The organism is Chryseobacterium sp. MIQD13, assembly GCF_050496705.1.
In the GTDB taxonomy this organism is placed as follows: Bacteria; Bacteroidota; Bacteroidia; order Flavobacteriales; family Weeksellaceae; genus Chryseobacterium.
This window is the reverse complement of sequence record NZ_JBNWAF010000003.1, coordinates 847,191-862,570: the sequence shown is the minus strand read 5'-3', so window position 1 is coordinate 862,570 and position 15,380 is coordinate 847,191. Positions and strand designations below refer to the sequence as shown.

The window sequence follows — 15,380 nt, the reverse complement described above, 5'->3', positions numbered from 1 at the left end:
TTTTCTTTTTAAAAAAAAATATTGCAGGTATTGATTATTTAAAAATATATTTGTATGCATAAATACAGACCGAGAATGATACATACAACACACTCAATACGAGTACGTTACGGAGAAACAGACCCAATGAAATATGTGTACTATGGGAACTATGCCCAGTACTTCGAAATTGGCAGAGTAGAACTCTTCAGAAGCATAGGAATGTCATACGATGAAATTGAAAACCAAGGAATTTGGCTTCCTGTTTCAGACTATAAAATTAAGTATATCCGTCCGGCGCTGTATGATCAGAAATTAGAAATTCACACATATGTAAAAAAAATTCCGGGTGTAAGAATAGAATTTGAATATGAAATTTTCAATGAGGAGCAGATAAAAATCACAGAAGCATCCACTACTCTATTCTTTCTGGATGCAAAAACCAATAAGATTATAAGGTGTCCGGATTTTCTGATGAAGCTTATTGAGGAGAACTGGAGCAGGTAGCAGACAATTAGTTTATAGATAAGATGTGCAGTATATAATCCTTGATGGGATGGTTATTTTTAAACTAATTTGCATCTTTGCACTTCTTATATAATTCTAAATATTATTACAACGCATATGAAGATCGCATTTTTGGGCCCTCATGCAAGTTTCACACAGCTTGCGGCCACGCAGCTTTTTCCGGGGGAAGAACTTTTACCGCAGGCTAATATTTTAGACTGTTTTAATGCTGTTAATAACGGAGAAGCTGAAAAAGCAGTTGTGCCCTTGGAAAATTCCATTGAAGGAACCGTTTCCATGACGCTGGATTATCTCTATAAAACACCATCCATCAAAATTGAAGCAGAAGGTGTAATGCCAATTGCCCACCATCTGATGATCCATCCTGAAAACAATATGGAGGATATAGAAAAAATATATTCGCATCCACAGGCTTTAGCACAAAGTTTCCATTTTCTGGACACTCATTATAAAGAAACAATAAGACAGGATTTTTCATCCACAGCAGCAGCAGCAAAGCATGTGTCCGAAAATAAGGATTTGAAAATAGCAGCAGTAGCCAATCAGTTTGCTGCCAATTTATACGGCCTAAAGATTGTCCACAGGAATATCCAGGATTTTGAACAGAATCACACCCGTTTTATTGTCATTACCAAACAACAACCCGCTTATCAAAATACCAGTCTTGAAGTATTAGGTGAAAAATCCGGAATGCTGATCAATCTTCCGGAAGATCATGCCGGAGGCCTTCACCAGGTTCTTTCTGTTTTTGCCTGGCGAAAAATGAATCTCAGCAAAATAGAATCGCGAACACTGAAAACAGGTCTCGGCAATTATTTCTTTTTCATTAATGTTGTTGGAAAATGGGAAGAGGTACTTCATGGAAACGCCCTTCTGGAACTCCAATCGATTAATGCGGAAGTAGATTTCCTGGGAAATTATAAAGAATTTCTACTCGAAAGTTAAAAAAATTTACATCTGAACAAAACTGACACTGCTTTTTATGGCAGTGTTTTTTTTTGCTGACTATCAGCCTGTAACGTCATGTGTCTTTAAAAACACTGCCATAACTGCAGTTTCGGTTGTCACAAAAAGTGACAATTAAACAATTATTAATAAAATAATTAATTCATAACATAGAGATATATCAAAATAAATTATTTACTTTTACCTCAATTGTGTTTTAAAAATAATCACACATAACGTTATTATAAAACAACATACAGTGAAAAATAAAAATATATTTAAAATATTCACATCATAATGAATAAATAATTAAACAAATCACAAAGCAAGGCATGATTTTTGCATTACTTAATCAGAAAACTAACTAAAAACTTACTTATGAAAACCAAAATCTACAGCTTACTTTTAGCTCTATCTGCAGTTTCTGCATTTTCTCAAGTTGGAATCAATACGGCAGCTCCAAGTGCTACATTAGATGTGAACGGAACTATGAAGGTGCGTGACATACCTTCAACGCCAGCTCTGCCTGGCTATGAAATTTTAGCCCTTAACAGCGGAAGCGCACAGGTTTCCAAGGTTGACCCGCAATTACTTTTTGATTCAAATGTTAACACTTCCGTATACGCAGCGAAGAAATCTTCCGGAATCACCCTTCTTAGTCTCGGCCTTTTCCCTACAGGTTTCAGGGCGGTTAACTTTTTGGCAGCTGAAAGATCAGCAGGATCCGCTTCTTTATTTTCGGATAGTGATAATACATACATCATCCCATCGAACGGGGTATATGCTGTAGGATTTACTTTCCGCTATGGCAGCGGTCTTCAGGCAGCTATTCTTACCAATACTCCCGGGATAGGTATTTTAAGAAACAGAGGCGGAGTAGGAACTCTTGTTGACAGCCGTTCATTCAGTGGCCTTACAATTCCTCTTCTTTTGAGTTTAACAATTTCTGAAAGCAGCATCAATTCACTGTACACATTCGAGACAGGAGATAAAATCTCATTCGGACTTACGGGGTCTTCAGCTCTTGATGTAGGATTATTGGGAACAAGTATAGGTTCCTTCTATATCTACAAAGTATCGAATTAAAAAATAAATTTAATCACTCTGCACGGTTAATCCATCACAGAATATGTGGTGGATTAATTTTTTATCCTGTTACATTTACTCTATATTTGATAAAAACTAAAGAATGAGTGGAGTTTTTCTAGCCATATTAATCATAGTTATTATCTTTTTTATCTTCAACAATCTTAATAACAAGATCCGGAAGCTTGAAAAGGAGGTTTTTGATCTGAATTTAAAAATCAATCAACCCCAACAAGATGCAGCTGCCCAGCAGCAACCGGTATCTAACGAAGAAATACCAATACCCCATCAGATACGCGAAACCGTAACACCAATAGAAAATACTCCGGAAGAACTTCCCTCAACTCCTCAAAAAGACTGGCTGGAACCTGTTTTTAACTTTTTAAAGCAAAACGTCCTGACAATCATCGGTATTTTCACACTTGTACTTGGGATAGGCTATTTTGTAAAATATGCTATTGATAAAAACTGGATCGGAGAAACTGCAAGAGCAGGAATTGGTCTGGCTGTGGGAGCAGGAATTATGCTGACCGGACATTTTCTCAGGAAAAACTATGCTGTTTTCGCATCCATTATTACCGGAGGCGGAATTGCCGTTCTGTATTTTACCACTACCATTGCATTCCGGGAATATCACCTGTTTACTCAAAATATAGCATTTGTCATTACCACTCTAATTACTATAATCTCAATCCTGCTGGCATATTATTACAGAAGCGAAGTATTAATTATTTTTGCCCTGCTCGGAGGATTTTCGGCTCCTTTGATGATCAGTACGGGACAAAGCAATTATCTTTTCCTTTTCACTTACCTCACTCTCCTGAATATCGGAATGCTTACTATTGCATTTCTGAAAAACTGGAAAAGCGTGGGATGGACCTCCTATATTTTCACCTGTATTTATCTCTTTTCCTGGACGGTAAAACAACCTGAGCTGCTCAGTATTGTTTTTTATATCATCAATTATATTATTTTTTACATTTTTGCACTTCAGGATTATTTCAAAAAAAATATACTTTCAGTATGGGATACTTTAATGCTGGTATTAATTAACTTTTCCAGTATTATTGGCTTGATTTATATATTTAATACGTTAAGCTACGAACCTATAATCATCTTCCCTCTTCTTTTTGCTACCGCCAATGCTTTCCTGCTTTTAAAAGAATACGGAAAAAAGAATTTTGGGTTCAGTTATTCTATTTTTGCAGCACTTACAATCAGCCTTATTACTGTAGCAGCAGCCCTTCAGTTCAAAGCACATCTTATTACAAGCGTTTGGGCTGTAGAAGCCTCATTACTCCTTTATATATGGAAGAAGAGCGGACACAGTATCTTCAAAACATGTTTTTATGTCCTTTTCCCGCTTGTTATTATTGCACAAATCATGACATGGTCGGAATATCTGAACAAAGAAAATCTGGGCATTATATTTAATCCTGTATTTTTAACCAGCCTTGTAACTGTTACAACAACAATCATAAATCTCTTTTTGTTAAAAAAAATCAACGAGGCCCGGAAACAGGATGACAGCTTTTTTGAAAACCTTTTTGCTGTTGTAAGCTACACCGTTATATATGTTGCACTTCTGCTGGAAATCACTTATCACATTTCGGATATGCCCTGGCCGGCTATTACAAGTATTGGTCTGCTGTTTAGTATTTATTACATTTTTATTCTGTTGCTATTCAAGAAAAAACTGGGAATTGAAAGCATTATACAAACAGGTCTTATTTATCTGTTTCTCATCCTGATTGCTTTAAATGCCTCATTTGCAGCATCAGCTGTTGTTACGGCAGTTTTAGAGAAAAAACTCACATCCGGTTTTTATATGATCCACCTTCTTCACTGGGCTCCTTTTATATATATGCTGTGGAATACGGCTTCCAGTTCAGATTTCTACAAAACCAAGATCTCTTACTGGATGATTTCAATAGTGCTTGTTATTGCTATAAGCTGTGGGTTCTATCATACTTATATTCTAAGTTCGGTAGATGACATTTCACTTGTATATAAAGCACAAGAACATTTCAACATACTTTATCTTCCCATTATATGGACCGTCCTTGCAAGTATATTCATTTATATCAGTTTAAAAAGGAATATTCCCGAGTACAGCAGGATCGGCTTTGTCCTTATAGGGATTATGGTGCTTAAACTTTACAGTTATGATGTCTGGCAGATGGATAATATTTCAAGAATTACAGCATTTATTATACTAGGTATTATTTTACTATTAAGCTCATTTACTTTCCAGAGGCTTAAAAACATTATAAAAAATATGGTTGATAAAAAGGAGGAAAACCCTAAAGATTAAAGTTAAATTTTGAATAAAAACTTTTATTTCTAAATAATATTTAAAATATCCCAAAAATTAATTCATATTTTATAAAAATTATTTATATTTATCCAGTTTTTAACAGTTACATATCCGTTATGAAAAAAATACTCTATTCTTTTTTAATATTATCATCCGCAGCATTATCTGCCCAGAAAAACCCTTCTGTAAAGTTTGCTGTTGCAAATGATATTGTAGGAACAGTAGGCATGTTCACTGCAAAAAAATCCATTATTCAGAGTTCAAATGTTTATAAAAGCCCTGCAGGATTGCCTCAAGGTCTAAAAAAATACAGCTTCATTGCCGAAAAAGGACTGACGGAATTTAAAATCAAAAATGGCTACGAAGGTTTAGATACAATGTCATTAGCCCAGCTTAATTCCCAGTACGGAGTGCCTGAAAATACACCTGTTCTTATTGAAGGGTATGAATTTGCTGACAGCAGTATGAAAATCTATGGAGATATGATGGGTAATGCAGAAGTTAAAGATTACAATGGAAGAAAAACAGTATTCCTGAGTGCAAGCGCTTTAAAATAGATTATACATAAAATTATACAATAAAATAAAAGGATACTCTAAGAGTATCCTTTTTCTTTTTAGTATCTGTCGGTCCATTTTTTCTTAAGTTCTTCATAAATCTTCTTTTCTGTGGCATTATTTCCCGGCTGGTACAGTTTTGCATTTTTAATTTCTTCCGGCAGAAAATCCTGTTCTACAAAGTTGCCTTCGTATGAATGCGCATATTTGTATTCCTTACCATAATCAAGGTCTTTCATCAGCTTGGTAGGAGCATTTCTCAGATGCAGGGGAACGGGCAGATTTCCTGTTTGTTTAACGAGAGCCAATGCATCATTAATGGCCATATAAGTAGAATTGCTTTTAGGAGAAACAGCAAGATAAACAGCTGTCTCACTCAAAATAATCCTGGATTCCGGGTTCCCTATCACATTGATTGCCTGAAAGCAGTTATTGGCAATAACCAAGGCGTTTGGATTGGCCAGTCCAATATCTTCAGCCGCCAGGATCAGCATTCTCCGGGCAATAAACTTAATATCCTCCCCTCCAGCAATCATTCTCGCCAGCCAGTAAACTGCACCATTCGGATCGCCTCCGCGCATAGATTTTATAAAAGCAGAGATAATGTCATAATGCTGTTCACCGTTTTTGTCATAAAGTGCCATAGTTTCCTGAAGGACACCCAAAACGTCTGCATTGCTGATCTCTTTTATTTCTGAATTTTTATACTGATTCAGAACAAGCTCCACAGAATTGATCAGTTTTCTGGCATCACCCCCAGAATATTGTATAAAGGCTTCTTTTTCATCAATTTTAAAATCTGTTCCTTCATCTTTGTTGTACCGATTTGAAGCCGTATCAATCAGATCTTCAAGCTTTTCATAGCTCAATGCTTTTAAAATATACACCTGGCTCCTTGACAAAAGTGCAGATACTACTTCAAAACTTGGGTTTTCCGTAGTGGCACCAATTAAGACGATCCAGCCTTTCTCTACAGCATGCAACAATGAGTCCTGCTGGGATTTATTGAAACGGTGGATTTCATCTATAAACAGAATAGGAGATTTTCCTGAAAAGAGATTCTGCTTTTTAGCATCCTCAATCACATCCCGTACATCTTTCACACCAGAAGAAACTGCTGATAGTTTATAAAACTTCCTGCCTGATTTTTCAGAAATAATTTCAGCCAGAGTTGTTTTCCCAGTACCGGGAGGTCCCCAGAGAATCAGGGAATTCAGTGTATTGTTTTCGATCATTTTTCTGATCGTGCCTTTTTCACCGGTAAGATGTTCCTGCCCAAGAACCTCATCGAGGTTTTTGGGTCTTAATTTTTCGGCTAATGGTATATTCTGGCTCAAGATAATTTAATTTTTTGGGTAAACAGATCCAGGTTTTTGCCCCTGAAACTTCTAACAAAATTAAACCAATTTTAATTTATTTACCCTATTTTTGCATTGTTTTGAAACTTACATTCAATAAAATCATCAGTTTTCCTTTGGTAATTTTGATAAAATTTTACCAGTGGTTTATCTCGCCCCTACTTCCTAAGAACTGCCGCTATGAACCTACCTGTTCCCATTATATGGTGGAAGCCCTTCAGGTACATGGTATTTTCAAAGGATTATGGATGGGGATTAAAAGAATTTCAAGATGTCATCCCTGGGGAGGCAGCGGCTACGATCCTGTGCCACCTAAAAAATTAAATCAGTAACAAACTATTAAATCAATAGAAATGAGTAACCTATTTTTCAGAATTTACCTCATCGTATTTGCATTCTTTACACAGTGCATGTTTGGCCAAGATTATCCGGGAAATTTATCTGACGGAACTCTGAAGGTAAATGGAGGGAATGTCCCGGTAAAAATCTATTCCACAACAGAAATAGGTGATCTGAATGCTTTTCCAGACAAAAATACAGACAGCAATGTTCTGGTAATCCTGAACGAATCAAATTTTGAGCCCGCTTACCTGAATTACAGCATTAATACTCTAGAAAAATACAAGGACCTTCACTACCAGTTTTTCGATAAAAATTTTAAAGTGATCGAAAGTCCTGCTACAAAAGATAACATCACCAACTTTAAATATGCCGTAAAAACAGTAAAACCTATCAGCGGATCGGAAAGTGTAGCCCTGGAAACTCCTTTCAAAATATGGGACCCGTCAAAAGGGATCAAGATATGGTCAGCTACACTGCATTTTTATAGTTTGATGTTCGTTTTTGCTTTTGGTTTTGGTTATATTTTAATGTTAAGAATTTTCAAAATCGACAATGTAAATCAGAAATACCTGGAGCCGCTCTTTACCTGGACCCTGATCGGAACTATTTTAGGGGCAAGATTAGGCCACGTTATTTTCTATCAGCCGGAACTCTTCAAAGAGGATTTCTGGAGTGTATTTTTGCCGATCAGTACTAAAAACGGTTTTAAATTCACAGGATTTTCCGGACTTGCAAGTCATGGAGCAACCATTGCACTGATCTTCACCACTTTATATTATTCATTCAAGATTATAAAAAAGAATCCATTCTGGGTATATGACAGATTAGGAATTGTTGTTGCACTAGGAGGTGCATTTGTAAGACTGGGGAACTTCTTTAACTCTGAAATTGTAGGAAAAGCAGTAGCTCCCACTTCTCCTCTTGCGATTCTTTTCCCACAACAAAGCAGTGAATATGGACCAACTGTTCCTCGCTATCCGGGGCAGCTTCTTGAAGCAATAGGCTATGTATGTCTTTTTGTTTTACTGTGGATATTATACAGAAAAACCAATAAAAAATATCAGCAGGGATGGTTGTTCGGATTATTCTTTATCATCCTTTGGGCAATCAGATTCTTTGTTGAGTTCCTGAAAGAACCTCAGGGAGACGAGTTCATCCAGATTGGCGGATTGAATACGGGACAGGTACTTTCCATTCCGTTCATGATTGCCGGGGTTGTTATTATGATCATTTCAAAAAAGTTTAAGATTACTCAGGCAGAGAACGAAAAACCTGAATAATCAGCTTATCATAGAAAAATTAAAGCTTTTCAGATTGAATTCTGAAAAGCTTTTTTATTTAGACAGAGCTTATTTTCCCAAAAGTTTAAATACATTTCCCAACTCATTAATAACATCCGTTGGAAGCATAGATTCCCTGGAATATTTTTCAGCAGCAAAATCAGCAGCTTTTCCATGAAGCCAGACTCCTAAAATTACAGCATGCTCTTCAGAATATTGTTGGGCCGCAAGTGATGTTATAATGCCTGTAAGAATGTCACCGCTTCCTCCTTTTGCCAGACCCGAATTTCCTGTAATGTTATAAAATATTTTTCCTTCCGGAGTAACCACCTGGGTATGATGATCTTTTAAAACAATATAAATCCGGAATTCTTTTGCTTTATTTTTTGCTAATTCAAGTCTTGTAAAGGAATTCTCAGATTTGCCAAAAAGCCGTTCAAATTCTTTAGGATGCGGAGTTATTATTGATTTTTTGGGAATTAATTTTAAATTTTCTTCGTTCTGAGCAATTATATTCAAGGCATCGGCATCCAGAACCAAAGGCTCCGAATAACCTTTCAAAAATTTTAAAAATGCTTTTTGAGTTTCAGTATGAGTTCCCAGCCCTGGGCCGATTCCGGCAAATGAATCTTTTTCTGTCTCAAAACTGGTGATGTATTTTTCTCCTTTTTCAATAAACATAGCTTCCGGACAAGAGGTCTGGAGAATTTCATATCCGCATTTGGGAGCAAGGGTAAATGTAAGCCCTGCACCGGTTTTCAGAGCGGATCTTGTGGAAAGTACAGCAGCTCCGGTTTTACCATAACTTCCTGCTGCAATTGTGACTTTACCGTAAGTTCCTTTATGTGAAAACTCTGATCTTGGCTTGAAAATATTTTCAATGGTCACATCATCAATAACAAAATCTTCAGTTTCAGTATTAAAAACATATCCTTCACTTAATTCAATATCTAAAATGATAACTTTTCCGGCATATGAGCCTGTTTCAGGATGTAAAAAAGCTTTTTTCCAGGTCTGAAAGCTCAAAGTATAATCTGCTTTAAAAATAGCGGAATCCTTCTGGGAAACTGTATCTGCGAAAAGTCCGGAAGGAATATCAATTGAAATTTTAATATTACTCCGCTCATTTAATTTTTCAATGGCCTCTTTATACTCTCCTTCTATATTCCTTGACAATCCTGTACCAAAAAGGGCATCAATAATGATTGTTTTATGATCAAAATTATTCTGATCTATATCTTTGAACTCTTTCACCGATATTCCCGAAAAATCTCTCAGCCTTTTAAAGTTCACCGTACCATCTTCTGAAAACTTTGATTTTGAATCTTTAATGAAAACATCTACATCAAATCCCTTTAAATAAAGTATTCTCGCAACAGCAAAACCATCACCGCCATTATTCCCGTTTCCACAGAAAACAGCAAATTTTCTATGATTTTTACAGTTTTCAGAGATCCAGCCTGCCAATGCCTCTGAAGCCCTTTCCATCAGCTGTATGGATGAAACAGGTTCATTTGAAATGGTAAACTGATCCCAACGGTGTATCTGTTCTGCAGTAAAAATTTTCATAAGTATTACAAACTTTTAACCAAATTACGAAAGTTTTCCCGGACAGTTTACAGTAATTCATTACAACAATAAAATATTAACCAAAATTGCAAATTCATTGAAAAAAGCTAATTAATTACAGTTAACAATTCAATAATTATTGAATAAAAAACTTTAAAAAGTAATGTTTTTTACATTTTTAAATTATATTTTTGTGTGTATACTAATTAAAAAAATATAAATTATGGGATTTGTTAAAGAGTTTAAAGAGTTTGCTGTCAAGGGCAATGCTTTTGATCTGGCCGTTGGGGTAATCATCGGAGGAGCATTCGGAAAAATTGTAACGAGTGTTGTAGATGATCTTATTATGCCTTTGGTGGGGGCAGTTATAGGTAAACCGGATTTCAGCAGCTTATACCTTGTACTTGCTGATCCTAGCAATGGCGTAAAACCGGGTATGGTATTAGAGAATGCAAAGAAAGTAGATGGTGCGAGTATTTTTGCCTATGGAAATTTTCTGACGGTAGGTATTAATTTCTTATTACTTGCCCTGGTAGTTTTCATTATGGTAAGAATGATTAACAAAATGAAGAAGACAGAAGCGGAAGCTCCTGCAGGACCTACCGACGACCAAAAATTATTAACTGAGATCAGAGATTTACTGAAAAGTAAAAACAACATATAAAACAAAAGCACCTCAAATTGAGGTGCTTTTTATTTCTATCTAGTTCAGCCGTTACTGGATCTGTAAAATACTTGAAATCTGATCTGCCAAAGAAAGCCCGATTCTGTCCTGGGCTTCCAAAGTAGAAGCACCTGTATGCGGAGTCAGGGAGATCTTTGAGTGGTTCAGTATTTCTTTAGAAGGTGTAGGCTCATTGATGAAAACATCCAATCCTGCAAATTTCACTTTACCTGAATCCAGAGCCTCAATTAAAGCCGATTCGTCAATAACACCACCTCTTGAGCAGTTCACAATTGCAACACCGTCTTTCATGATATCGAATTCACTTTTCCCAATCATGTATCCGTCTTTCTGGGCCGGAACGTGAAGTGTAATAAAGTCTGAATGTTTCAGTACATCCTGAAGCGGCTCTGTTTCAATATCTACATTAATGAACTGGTTATTGTAGAATTTTACTTTGATGCTTGCTCTTCCTACATTATTATCTGCTGCAATTACTCTCATCCCTAATCCTAAGGCAATTCTGGCAACCTCCTGCCCTATTCTTCCCATCCCGACAATTCCGATGGTCTTTCCTCTTAATTCGATACCGGCAGTATATGTTTTTTTAAGACCTGCAAATTCTGTATCTCCTACTAAAGGCATTTTTCTGTTTGAATCCTGAAGAAATCTTGCTCCCGAAAATAAATGGGCAAAAACAAGCTCAGCAACAGATTCTGATGAAGCAGAAGGGGTATTGATGACATGAATTCCTTTTTCTCTTGCATAATCCACATCAATATTATCCATTCCTACACCTCCTCTTCCGATAATTTCGATAGATGGGCATCCGTCAATAATATCTTTTCTCACCTGAGTAGCACTTCTTACCAACAGGGCACGAACTTTATGCTCATTAATGTAATCCACCAAAAACTCCTGCGGAACTTTTGCCGTGATTACTTCAAAACCTTTCTCAGCCAGAGCATCAATTCCAGATTGATCCAGACCGTCGTTTGCTAAAACTTTCATAAATACAATTTGATATTAAAAAGTGAAAAGATTTAAAAATTAAAGAATTTTCGGTGCGGACACTTTTCTCATTTAATTTTTAAATCTCTGTATATGTTTTCTTAATCTTCTTTGAAAACTTCAATAGTAACCTGCTTTTCTACAAGGTCTGTAAATTTGCCTTTATATCTTGTAGCTCTTACCAGGTGATTGTCTATCCAGTGATAATTTCCTCCTCTTGGTTTGCCGCAGAGTACGCTGTGGTATTTGAAGCCATGCTTATCCAGCCAGTCGATGGTAATCTGCTTCAGGTTTTCTGTTCTTGAAGTAAAGAAACAGATCTGGTGTCCTTCGTCATACCACTTGTTGATGGTTTCAAGTGCATCCGGATAAGGCTCGCACGTAACCATTCTTTCGGGTTCTTCATTCGGAACATCGTCTGTAATGGTACCGTCTATGTCTATTAAGTAATTTTTTACCCCGTCCTTAAGAATCGGACTTAAATGCTCTTTGTATTCTAATTCCATCGTTAAAAATTCAGATGCAAAGTTACAGCTTTTATAGGTAAATGCAGTATTAAATTGAGTTTAAGTTAAAATAATACTATAAAAAATCATATTCAATGAATAATTTAAATAATTTATTCTATATTTTAATCTTTATGGTTAAAAATTTTCTTATTTGTATTCAATTCACAGTTGTTCTAGTTTTTTTGTAAGTAATTTCTGAAACCACCCCATCTTTCAAAATTTAATTTTGAAATCCACCCCTCCACAGGATGGAAATGTTGTGCCTGCACTTATTGAAGCCTGCCTACTTACCTTTGGCCTCCAAAATATGATGTTTCTCCAAAAATTTTCAAAATACATTTATTACACTTACATTTGTAGAAATGGAAGAATTTGTAGTTTTAGTAAATCCCGAAGATAAAGTTCTGGGTCTTATGGAAAAGCAGCAGGCTCATATTAACGGTCTTCTGCACCGCGCATTTTCTGTGTTTTTGTTCAACAGCAAGGGTGAAATGCTTCTTCAAAAAAGAGCACCGGGAAAATATCATTCTCCCAGCCAGTGGACTAATGCAGTGTGCTCTCATCCAAGAGCAAATGAAACCTATCTTGAAGCTGCCCAACGCAGAGTAAAGGAAGAACTGGGAATTGAAACTGAGCTTTCAGAAAAATTCAATTTTATCTATAAAGCAGATGTAGGAGGTGGTCTTTGGGAACATGAACTGGATCATGTCTTTGTAGGAAGCTATGAAGCTGATTTCAACTTAAACCAGGATGAAGTGGAAGAAGTAAGATTTATTTCCATGGACAATCTTGATCAGGAAATGATTGAAGCTCCTGAACATTTTACCGAATGGTTTAAAATTATCCTTGAAGAATATAAACACCATTTTTAACTGATGAAAAAAATATTTCTTGTATCTGCTTTTTTATCGGCAAGTCTGTTTTTTGCCCAGAAAGCAAAAGTGTATGACAGCCCCGGCTACTCCATTAATGTCCCGGAAGGCTGGAAATCTACCAATGACAGTGATATTGTCAATATTTTCCCTACCAATGAGATCGGAGCTATTACCATTTCGGAATATCATGACCTGAATCTTCCAAAAGCAGAAATGAAAAAATTTATTCTGGCTCTTTATAAGTCTGAAGATCCGGAGACCAAAATAAAGGAAAGCAAAGGCAGAAAAGGATATACAGAATATTCTTACGAGTATTTTGACGAGAAAGAGAAGCTCGTCTGGACCACTAAAGCTTTTCAGAAGGATAAAGACCTGTATCTGGTATCCATCAACTGCGGCCAGAAGTTCTGGAACGGAAATTACATGAACCTTTTTAACGAAACTTTCAACAGTTTTAAAATAAAGAAATAAAGATTAAATATGAAGAAAACAGCCTTATACGATAAACACGTTTCTTTGGGCGCTAAAATCGTACCTTTTGCAGGTTTTGAAATGCCTGTACAATATTCCGGGGTAACGGAAGAACATTTTGCAGTAAGAGAAAAAGCAGGATTGTTTGATGTTTCGCACATGGGACAGTTCTTTATTGAAGGACCGGGATCCAAGGACCTTTTACAGTTTGTTACAACAAACAATGTGGATGCTCTGGAAAACGGAAAAGCTCAGTATTCTTGCCTTCCCAATGAAAACGGAGGGATTGTGGACGATCTTATTGTTTACAAAATGGAAGATGACAAATATTTTGTGGTGGTAAATGCGTCAAATATCGATAAGGACTGGAATCATATATCAAAGTATAATACTTTTGGGGCTAAAATGACGAATGCTTCTGATGATATGTCATTATTGGCTGTTCAGGGACCTAAGGCTACCGGGATTTTACAGAAGCTTACAGAGACCAATCTTTCTGAGATTCCTTACTATCATTTTTCAGTAGGAAGCGTTGCCGGGGTAAATAATGTAATCATTTCGAATACAGGATATACAGGAAGCGGTGGTTTTGAGATCTATTTCAACAATGAAAATGCTGAACAGCTTTGGGATGCCATCATCAATGCCGGTGAAGCAGAAGGAATTATTCCTGCCGGACTTGCTGCAAGAGATACTTTAAGACTGGAAAAAGGGTTCTGTCTTTACGGAAACGATATTGACGATACCACTTCTCCTATTGAAGCAGGATTAGGATGGATCACCAAATTCGATAAGGATTTTGTTTCTAAAGACACTTTCGCAAAACAGAAAGAAGAAGGCGTTACAAGAAAATTAGTCGGGTTCGAGCTTACCGATAAAGGAGTTCCAAGACATGATTATCCTGTAGTGGATGCAGAAGGAAATGTGATCGGAAAGGTAACTTCAGGGACACAGTCGCCAATGAAAAAGATCGGTTTAGGGCTGGCTTATGTAGACAAGCCTCACTTCAAACTGGGATCTGAAATCTTCATTCAGGTAAGAAACAAGAACATTCCTGCAAAAGTAGTGAAAGCTCCTTTCGTATAATTGTTCAAAAAATATATAAAAAGAGGCTGTAATGAATAATTACAGCCTCTTTTTTTCTGACTAAAATATTGATAAACCAATTATTTCTCAGGCACATGCTGAAAACAATAATCATTTCCGATGCGTGTATAATGCTTGCATCTTGTTCCGGCTTTCGTCGTTCCCAGACATCGGTTTCCTTTATCTGTACCGCTTACTTTTTTAGCAGGTTTGGAAACAAGCCCGTACACTGTTGTCTTGGGAGGATTACATATTTTACAGGGCTGTAGTCCAATTTCCAAAGCTTTATTCACTTCAAGACCGGACGAGACATTTTTCACCATTCTGCATGATGACAAGTGATATTTCGTCCCTGAAGGTGTTCTATAAACAGTCTGTCCATAGAGACCTAAGGAAGCAAAAAGCAATATGGAAATCAGATATTTCATTCATTGATTCCAAAGAATTCTTTTAAAGCTTCAACATTTTTCTTGTCGTTTCCAACAAAAATTTCATTGTCTGTCAGGAAAACAGGACGTTTCAAAAATGTATAATGATCCAGCAGTAAATCTTTGAAGTCTTTCTCTCCAAGAGATTTCACATCCAGCCCTCTTAGTTTGATCTGGGTAGATTTTTTACTGAATAAGGCTTCATAGGATTTTGTTTTCTTATGCATAGCTGCCAGTTCTTCCTTGGTAACCGGTTCTTTTTTAATTTCACGGAGTTCCCAGTCTGTAAGGTCAAACTGTGCTAAAATCTTTCTGCATGTATCACACGTATTGAGATAAAATACTTTCTTCATTGTTACTTTTAAATCTGTTATA

At 36.4% G+C, this 15,380-nt stretch carries 17 protein-coding genes; 11 read left to right on the top strand and 6 right to left on the bottom strand.

All coding sequences use genetic code 11. The features are described 5' to 3' along the window. The first annotated feature begins 75 nt into the window (after positions 1-75). The 5 genes from ACQWU4_RS16260 (at position 76) to ACQWU4_RS16240 (ending at position 5,412) form a co-directional block, all read left to right on the top strand. Positions 76-486 carry an acyl-CoA thioesterase gene (locus ACQWU4_RS16260; RefSeq protein WP_429936956.1) on the top strand — a complete coding sequence of 137 codons (411 nt, stop codon included), beginning with the start codon at positions 76-78 and terminating at the stop codon, positions 484-486. Between the two features lie 117 nt (positions 487-603). Then, complete coding sequence (gene pheA / locus ACQWU4_RS16255) at positions 604-1,452, top strand: prephenate dehydratase (RefSeq protein WP_429936806.1); 849 nt, start codon at positions 604-606, stop codon at positions 1,450-1,452. Between the two features lie 378 nt (positions 1,453-1,830). Further along, positions 1,831-2,538 carry a hypothetical protein gene (locus ACQWU4_RS16250; RefSeq protein WP_429936805.1) on the top strand — a complete coding sequence of 236 codons (708 nt, stop codon included), beginning with the start codon at positions 1,831-1,833 and terminating at the stop codon, positions 2,536-2,538. 103 nt (positions 2,539-2,641) lie between these two features. Next, positions 2,642-4,852, top strand: a complete 2,211-nt coding sequence (locus ACQWU4_RS16245) for a DUF2339 domain-containing protein (RefSeq protein WP_429936804.1) — start codon at positions 2,642-2,644, stop codon at positions 4,850-4,852. Positions 4,853-4,971: 119 nt separating this feature from the next. Then, on the top strand, positions 4,972-5,412 hold the full coding sequence (locus tag ACQWU4_RS16240; RefSeq protein WP_429936803.1) for a hypothetical protein: 441 nt from the start codon (positions 4,972-4,974) through the stop codon (positions 5,410-5,412). A 59-nt stretch (positions 5,413-5,471) separates the two neighbouring features. On the opposite strand, the gene ACQWU4_RS16235 is transcribed toward ACQWU4_RS16240, so the two are convergent. Next, positions 5,472-6,749: a replication-associated recombination protein A gene (locus ACQWU4_RS16235; protein ID WP_429936802.1), complete on the bottom strand. Its 1,278-nt coding sequence runs from the start codon at positions 6,747-6,749 to the stop codon at positions 5,472-5,474. Between the two features lie 101 nt (positions 6,750-6,850). On the opposite strand from ACQWU4_RS16235, the gene yidD reads away from it, so the two are divergent. Both yidD and lgt read left to right on the top strand, forming a co-directional pair. Beyond that, positions 6,851-7,102, top strand: a complete 252-nt coding sequence (yidD, locus tag ACQWU4_RS16230; protein WP_429936801.1) for a membrane protein insertion efficiency factor YidD — start codon at positions 6,851-6,853, stop codon at positions 7,100-7,102. A 423-nt stretch (positions 7,103-7,525) separates the two neighbouring features. Then, the gene (gene lgt / locus ACQWU4_RS16225) at positions 7,526-8,392 is read left to right on the top strand and encodes a prolipoprotein diacylglyceryl transferase (protein ID WP_429936955.1); all 867 of its coding nucleotides are present in this window, start codon (positions 7,526-7,528) and stop codon (positions 8,390-8,392) included. Positions 8,393-8,461: 69 nt separating this feature from the next. Here the strand turns inward: lgt and ACQWU4_RS16220 are convergent, their stop codons facing one another. Next, a complete protein-coding gene (locus tag ACQWU4_RS16220; RefSeq protein WP_429936800.1) occupies positions 8,462-9,961 on the bottom strand; it encodes an NAD(P)H-hydrate dehydratase in 1,500 nt (499 codons plus the stop codon). Between the two features lie 223 nt (positions 9,962-10,184). On the opposite strand from ACQWU4_RS16220, the gene mscL reads away from it, so the two are divergent. Continuing rightward, complete coding sequence (mscL, locus tag ACQWU4_RS16215; protein WP_429936799.1) at positions 10,185-10,625, top strand: large conductance mechanosensitive channel protein MscL; 441 nt, start codon at positions 10,185-10,187, stop codon at positions 10,623-10,625. A gap of 51 nt (positions 10,626-10,676) precedes the next feature. On the opposite strand, the gene ACQWU4_RS16210 is transcribed toward mscL, so the two are convergent. Next, positions 10,677-11,636 carry a D-2-hydroxyacid dehydrogenase gene (locus ACQWU4_RS16210; protein WP_429936798.1) on the bottom strand — a complete coding sequence of 320 codons (960 nt, stop codon included), beginning with the start codon at positions 11,634-11,636 and terminating at the stop codon, positions 10,677-10,679. Positions 11,637-11,737: 101 nt separating this feature from the next. Continuing rightward, complete coding sequence (locus ACQWU4_RS16205; RefSeq protein WP_429936797.1) at positions 11,738-12,142, bottom strand: LNS2 domain-containing protein; 405 nt, start codon at positions 12,140-12,142, stop codon at positions 11,738-11,740. A gap of 365 nt (positions 12,143-12,507) precedes the next feature. Between ACQWU4_RS16205 and idi the strand changes: the two genes are divergently transcribed. From idi to gcvT, 3 genes are read left to right on the top strand one after another with little or no spacing between them, the layout of a single operon-like run. After that, entirely contained in the window at positions 12,508-13,017 is a 510-nt protein-coding gene (gene idi / locus ACQWU4_RS16200; RefSeq protein ID WP_429936796.1) for an isopentenyl-diphosphate Delta-isomerase, read from the top strand. Between the two features lie 3 nt (positions 13,018-13,020). After that, on the top strand, positions 13,021-13,491 hold the full coding sequence (locus ACQWU4_RS16195) for a hypothetical protein (RefSeq protein WP_429936795.1): 471 nt from the start codon (positions 13,021-13,023) through the stop codon (positions 13,489-13,491). A gap of 9 nt (positions 13,492-13,500) precedes the next feature. Beyond that, positions 13,501-14,577: a glycine cleavage system aminomethyltransferase GcvT gene (gene gcvT / locus ACQWU4_RS16190; RefSeq protein ID WP_429936794.1), complete on the top strand. Its 1,077-nt coding sequence runs from the start codon at positions 13,501-13,503 to the stop codon at positions 14,575-14,577. An 80-nt stretch (positions 14,578-14,657) separates the two neighbouring features. Here gcvT and ACQWU4_RS16185 read toward each other — a convergent pair whose 3' ends face one another. Next, complete coding sequence (locus ACQWU4_RS16185) at positions 14,658-15,005, bottom strand: hypothetical protein (protein WP_429936793.1); 348 nt, start codon at positions 15,003-15,005, stop codon at positions 14,658-14,660. Next, entirely contained in the window at positions 15,002-15,358 is a 357-nt protein-coding gene (locus tag ACQWU4_RS16180) for an arsenate reductase family protein (protein ID WP_429936792.1), read from the bottom strand. The genes ACQWU4_RS16185 and ACQWU4_RS16180 overlap by 4 nt, the downstream gene beginning before the upstream one ends. Between the last annotated feature and the right edge of the window lie 22 nt (positions 15,359-15,380).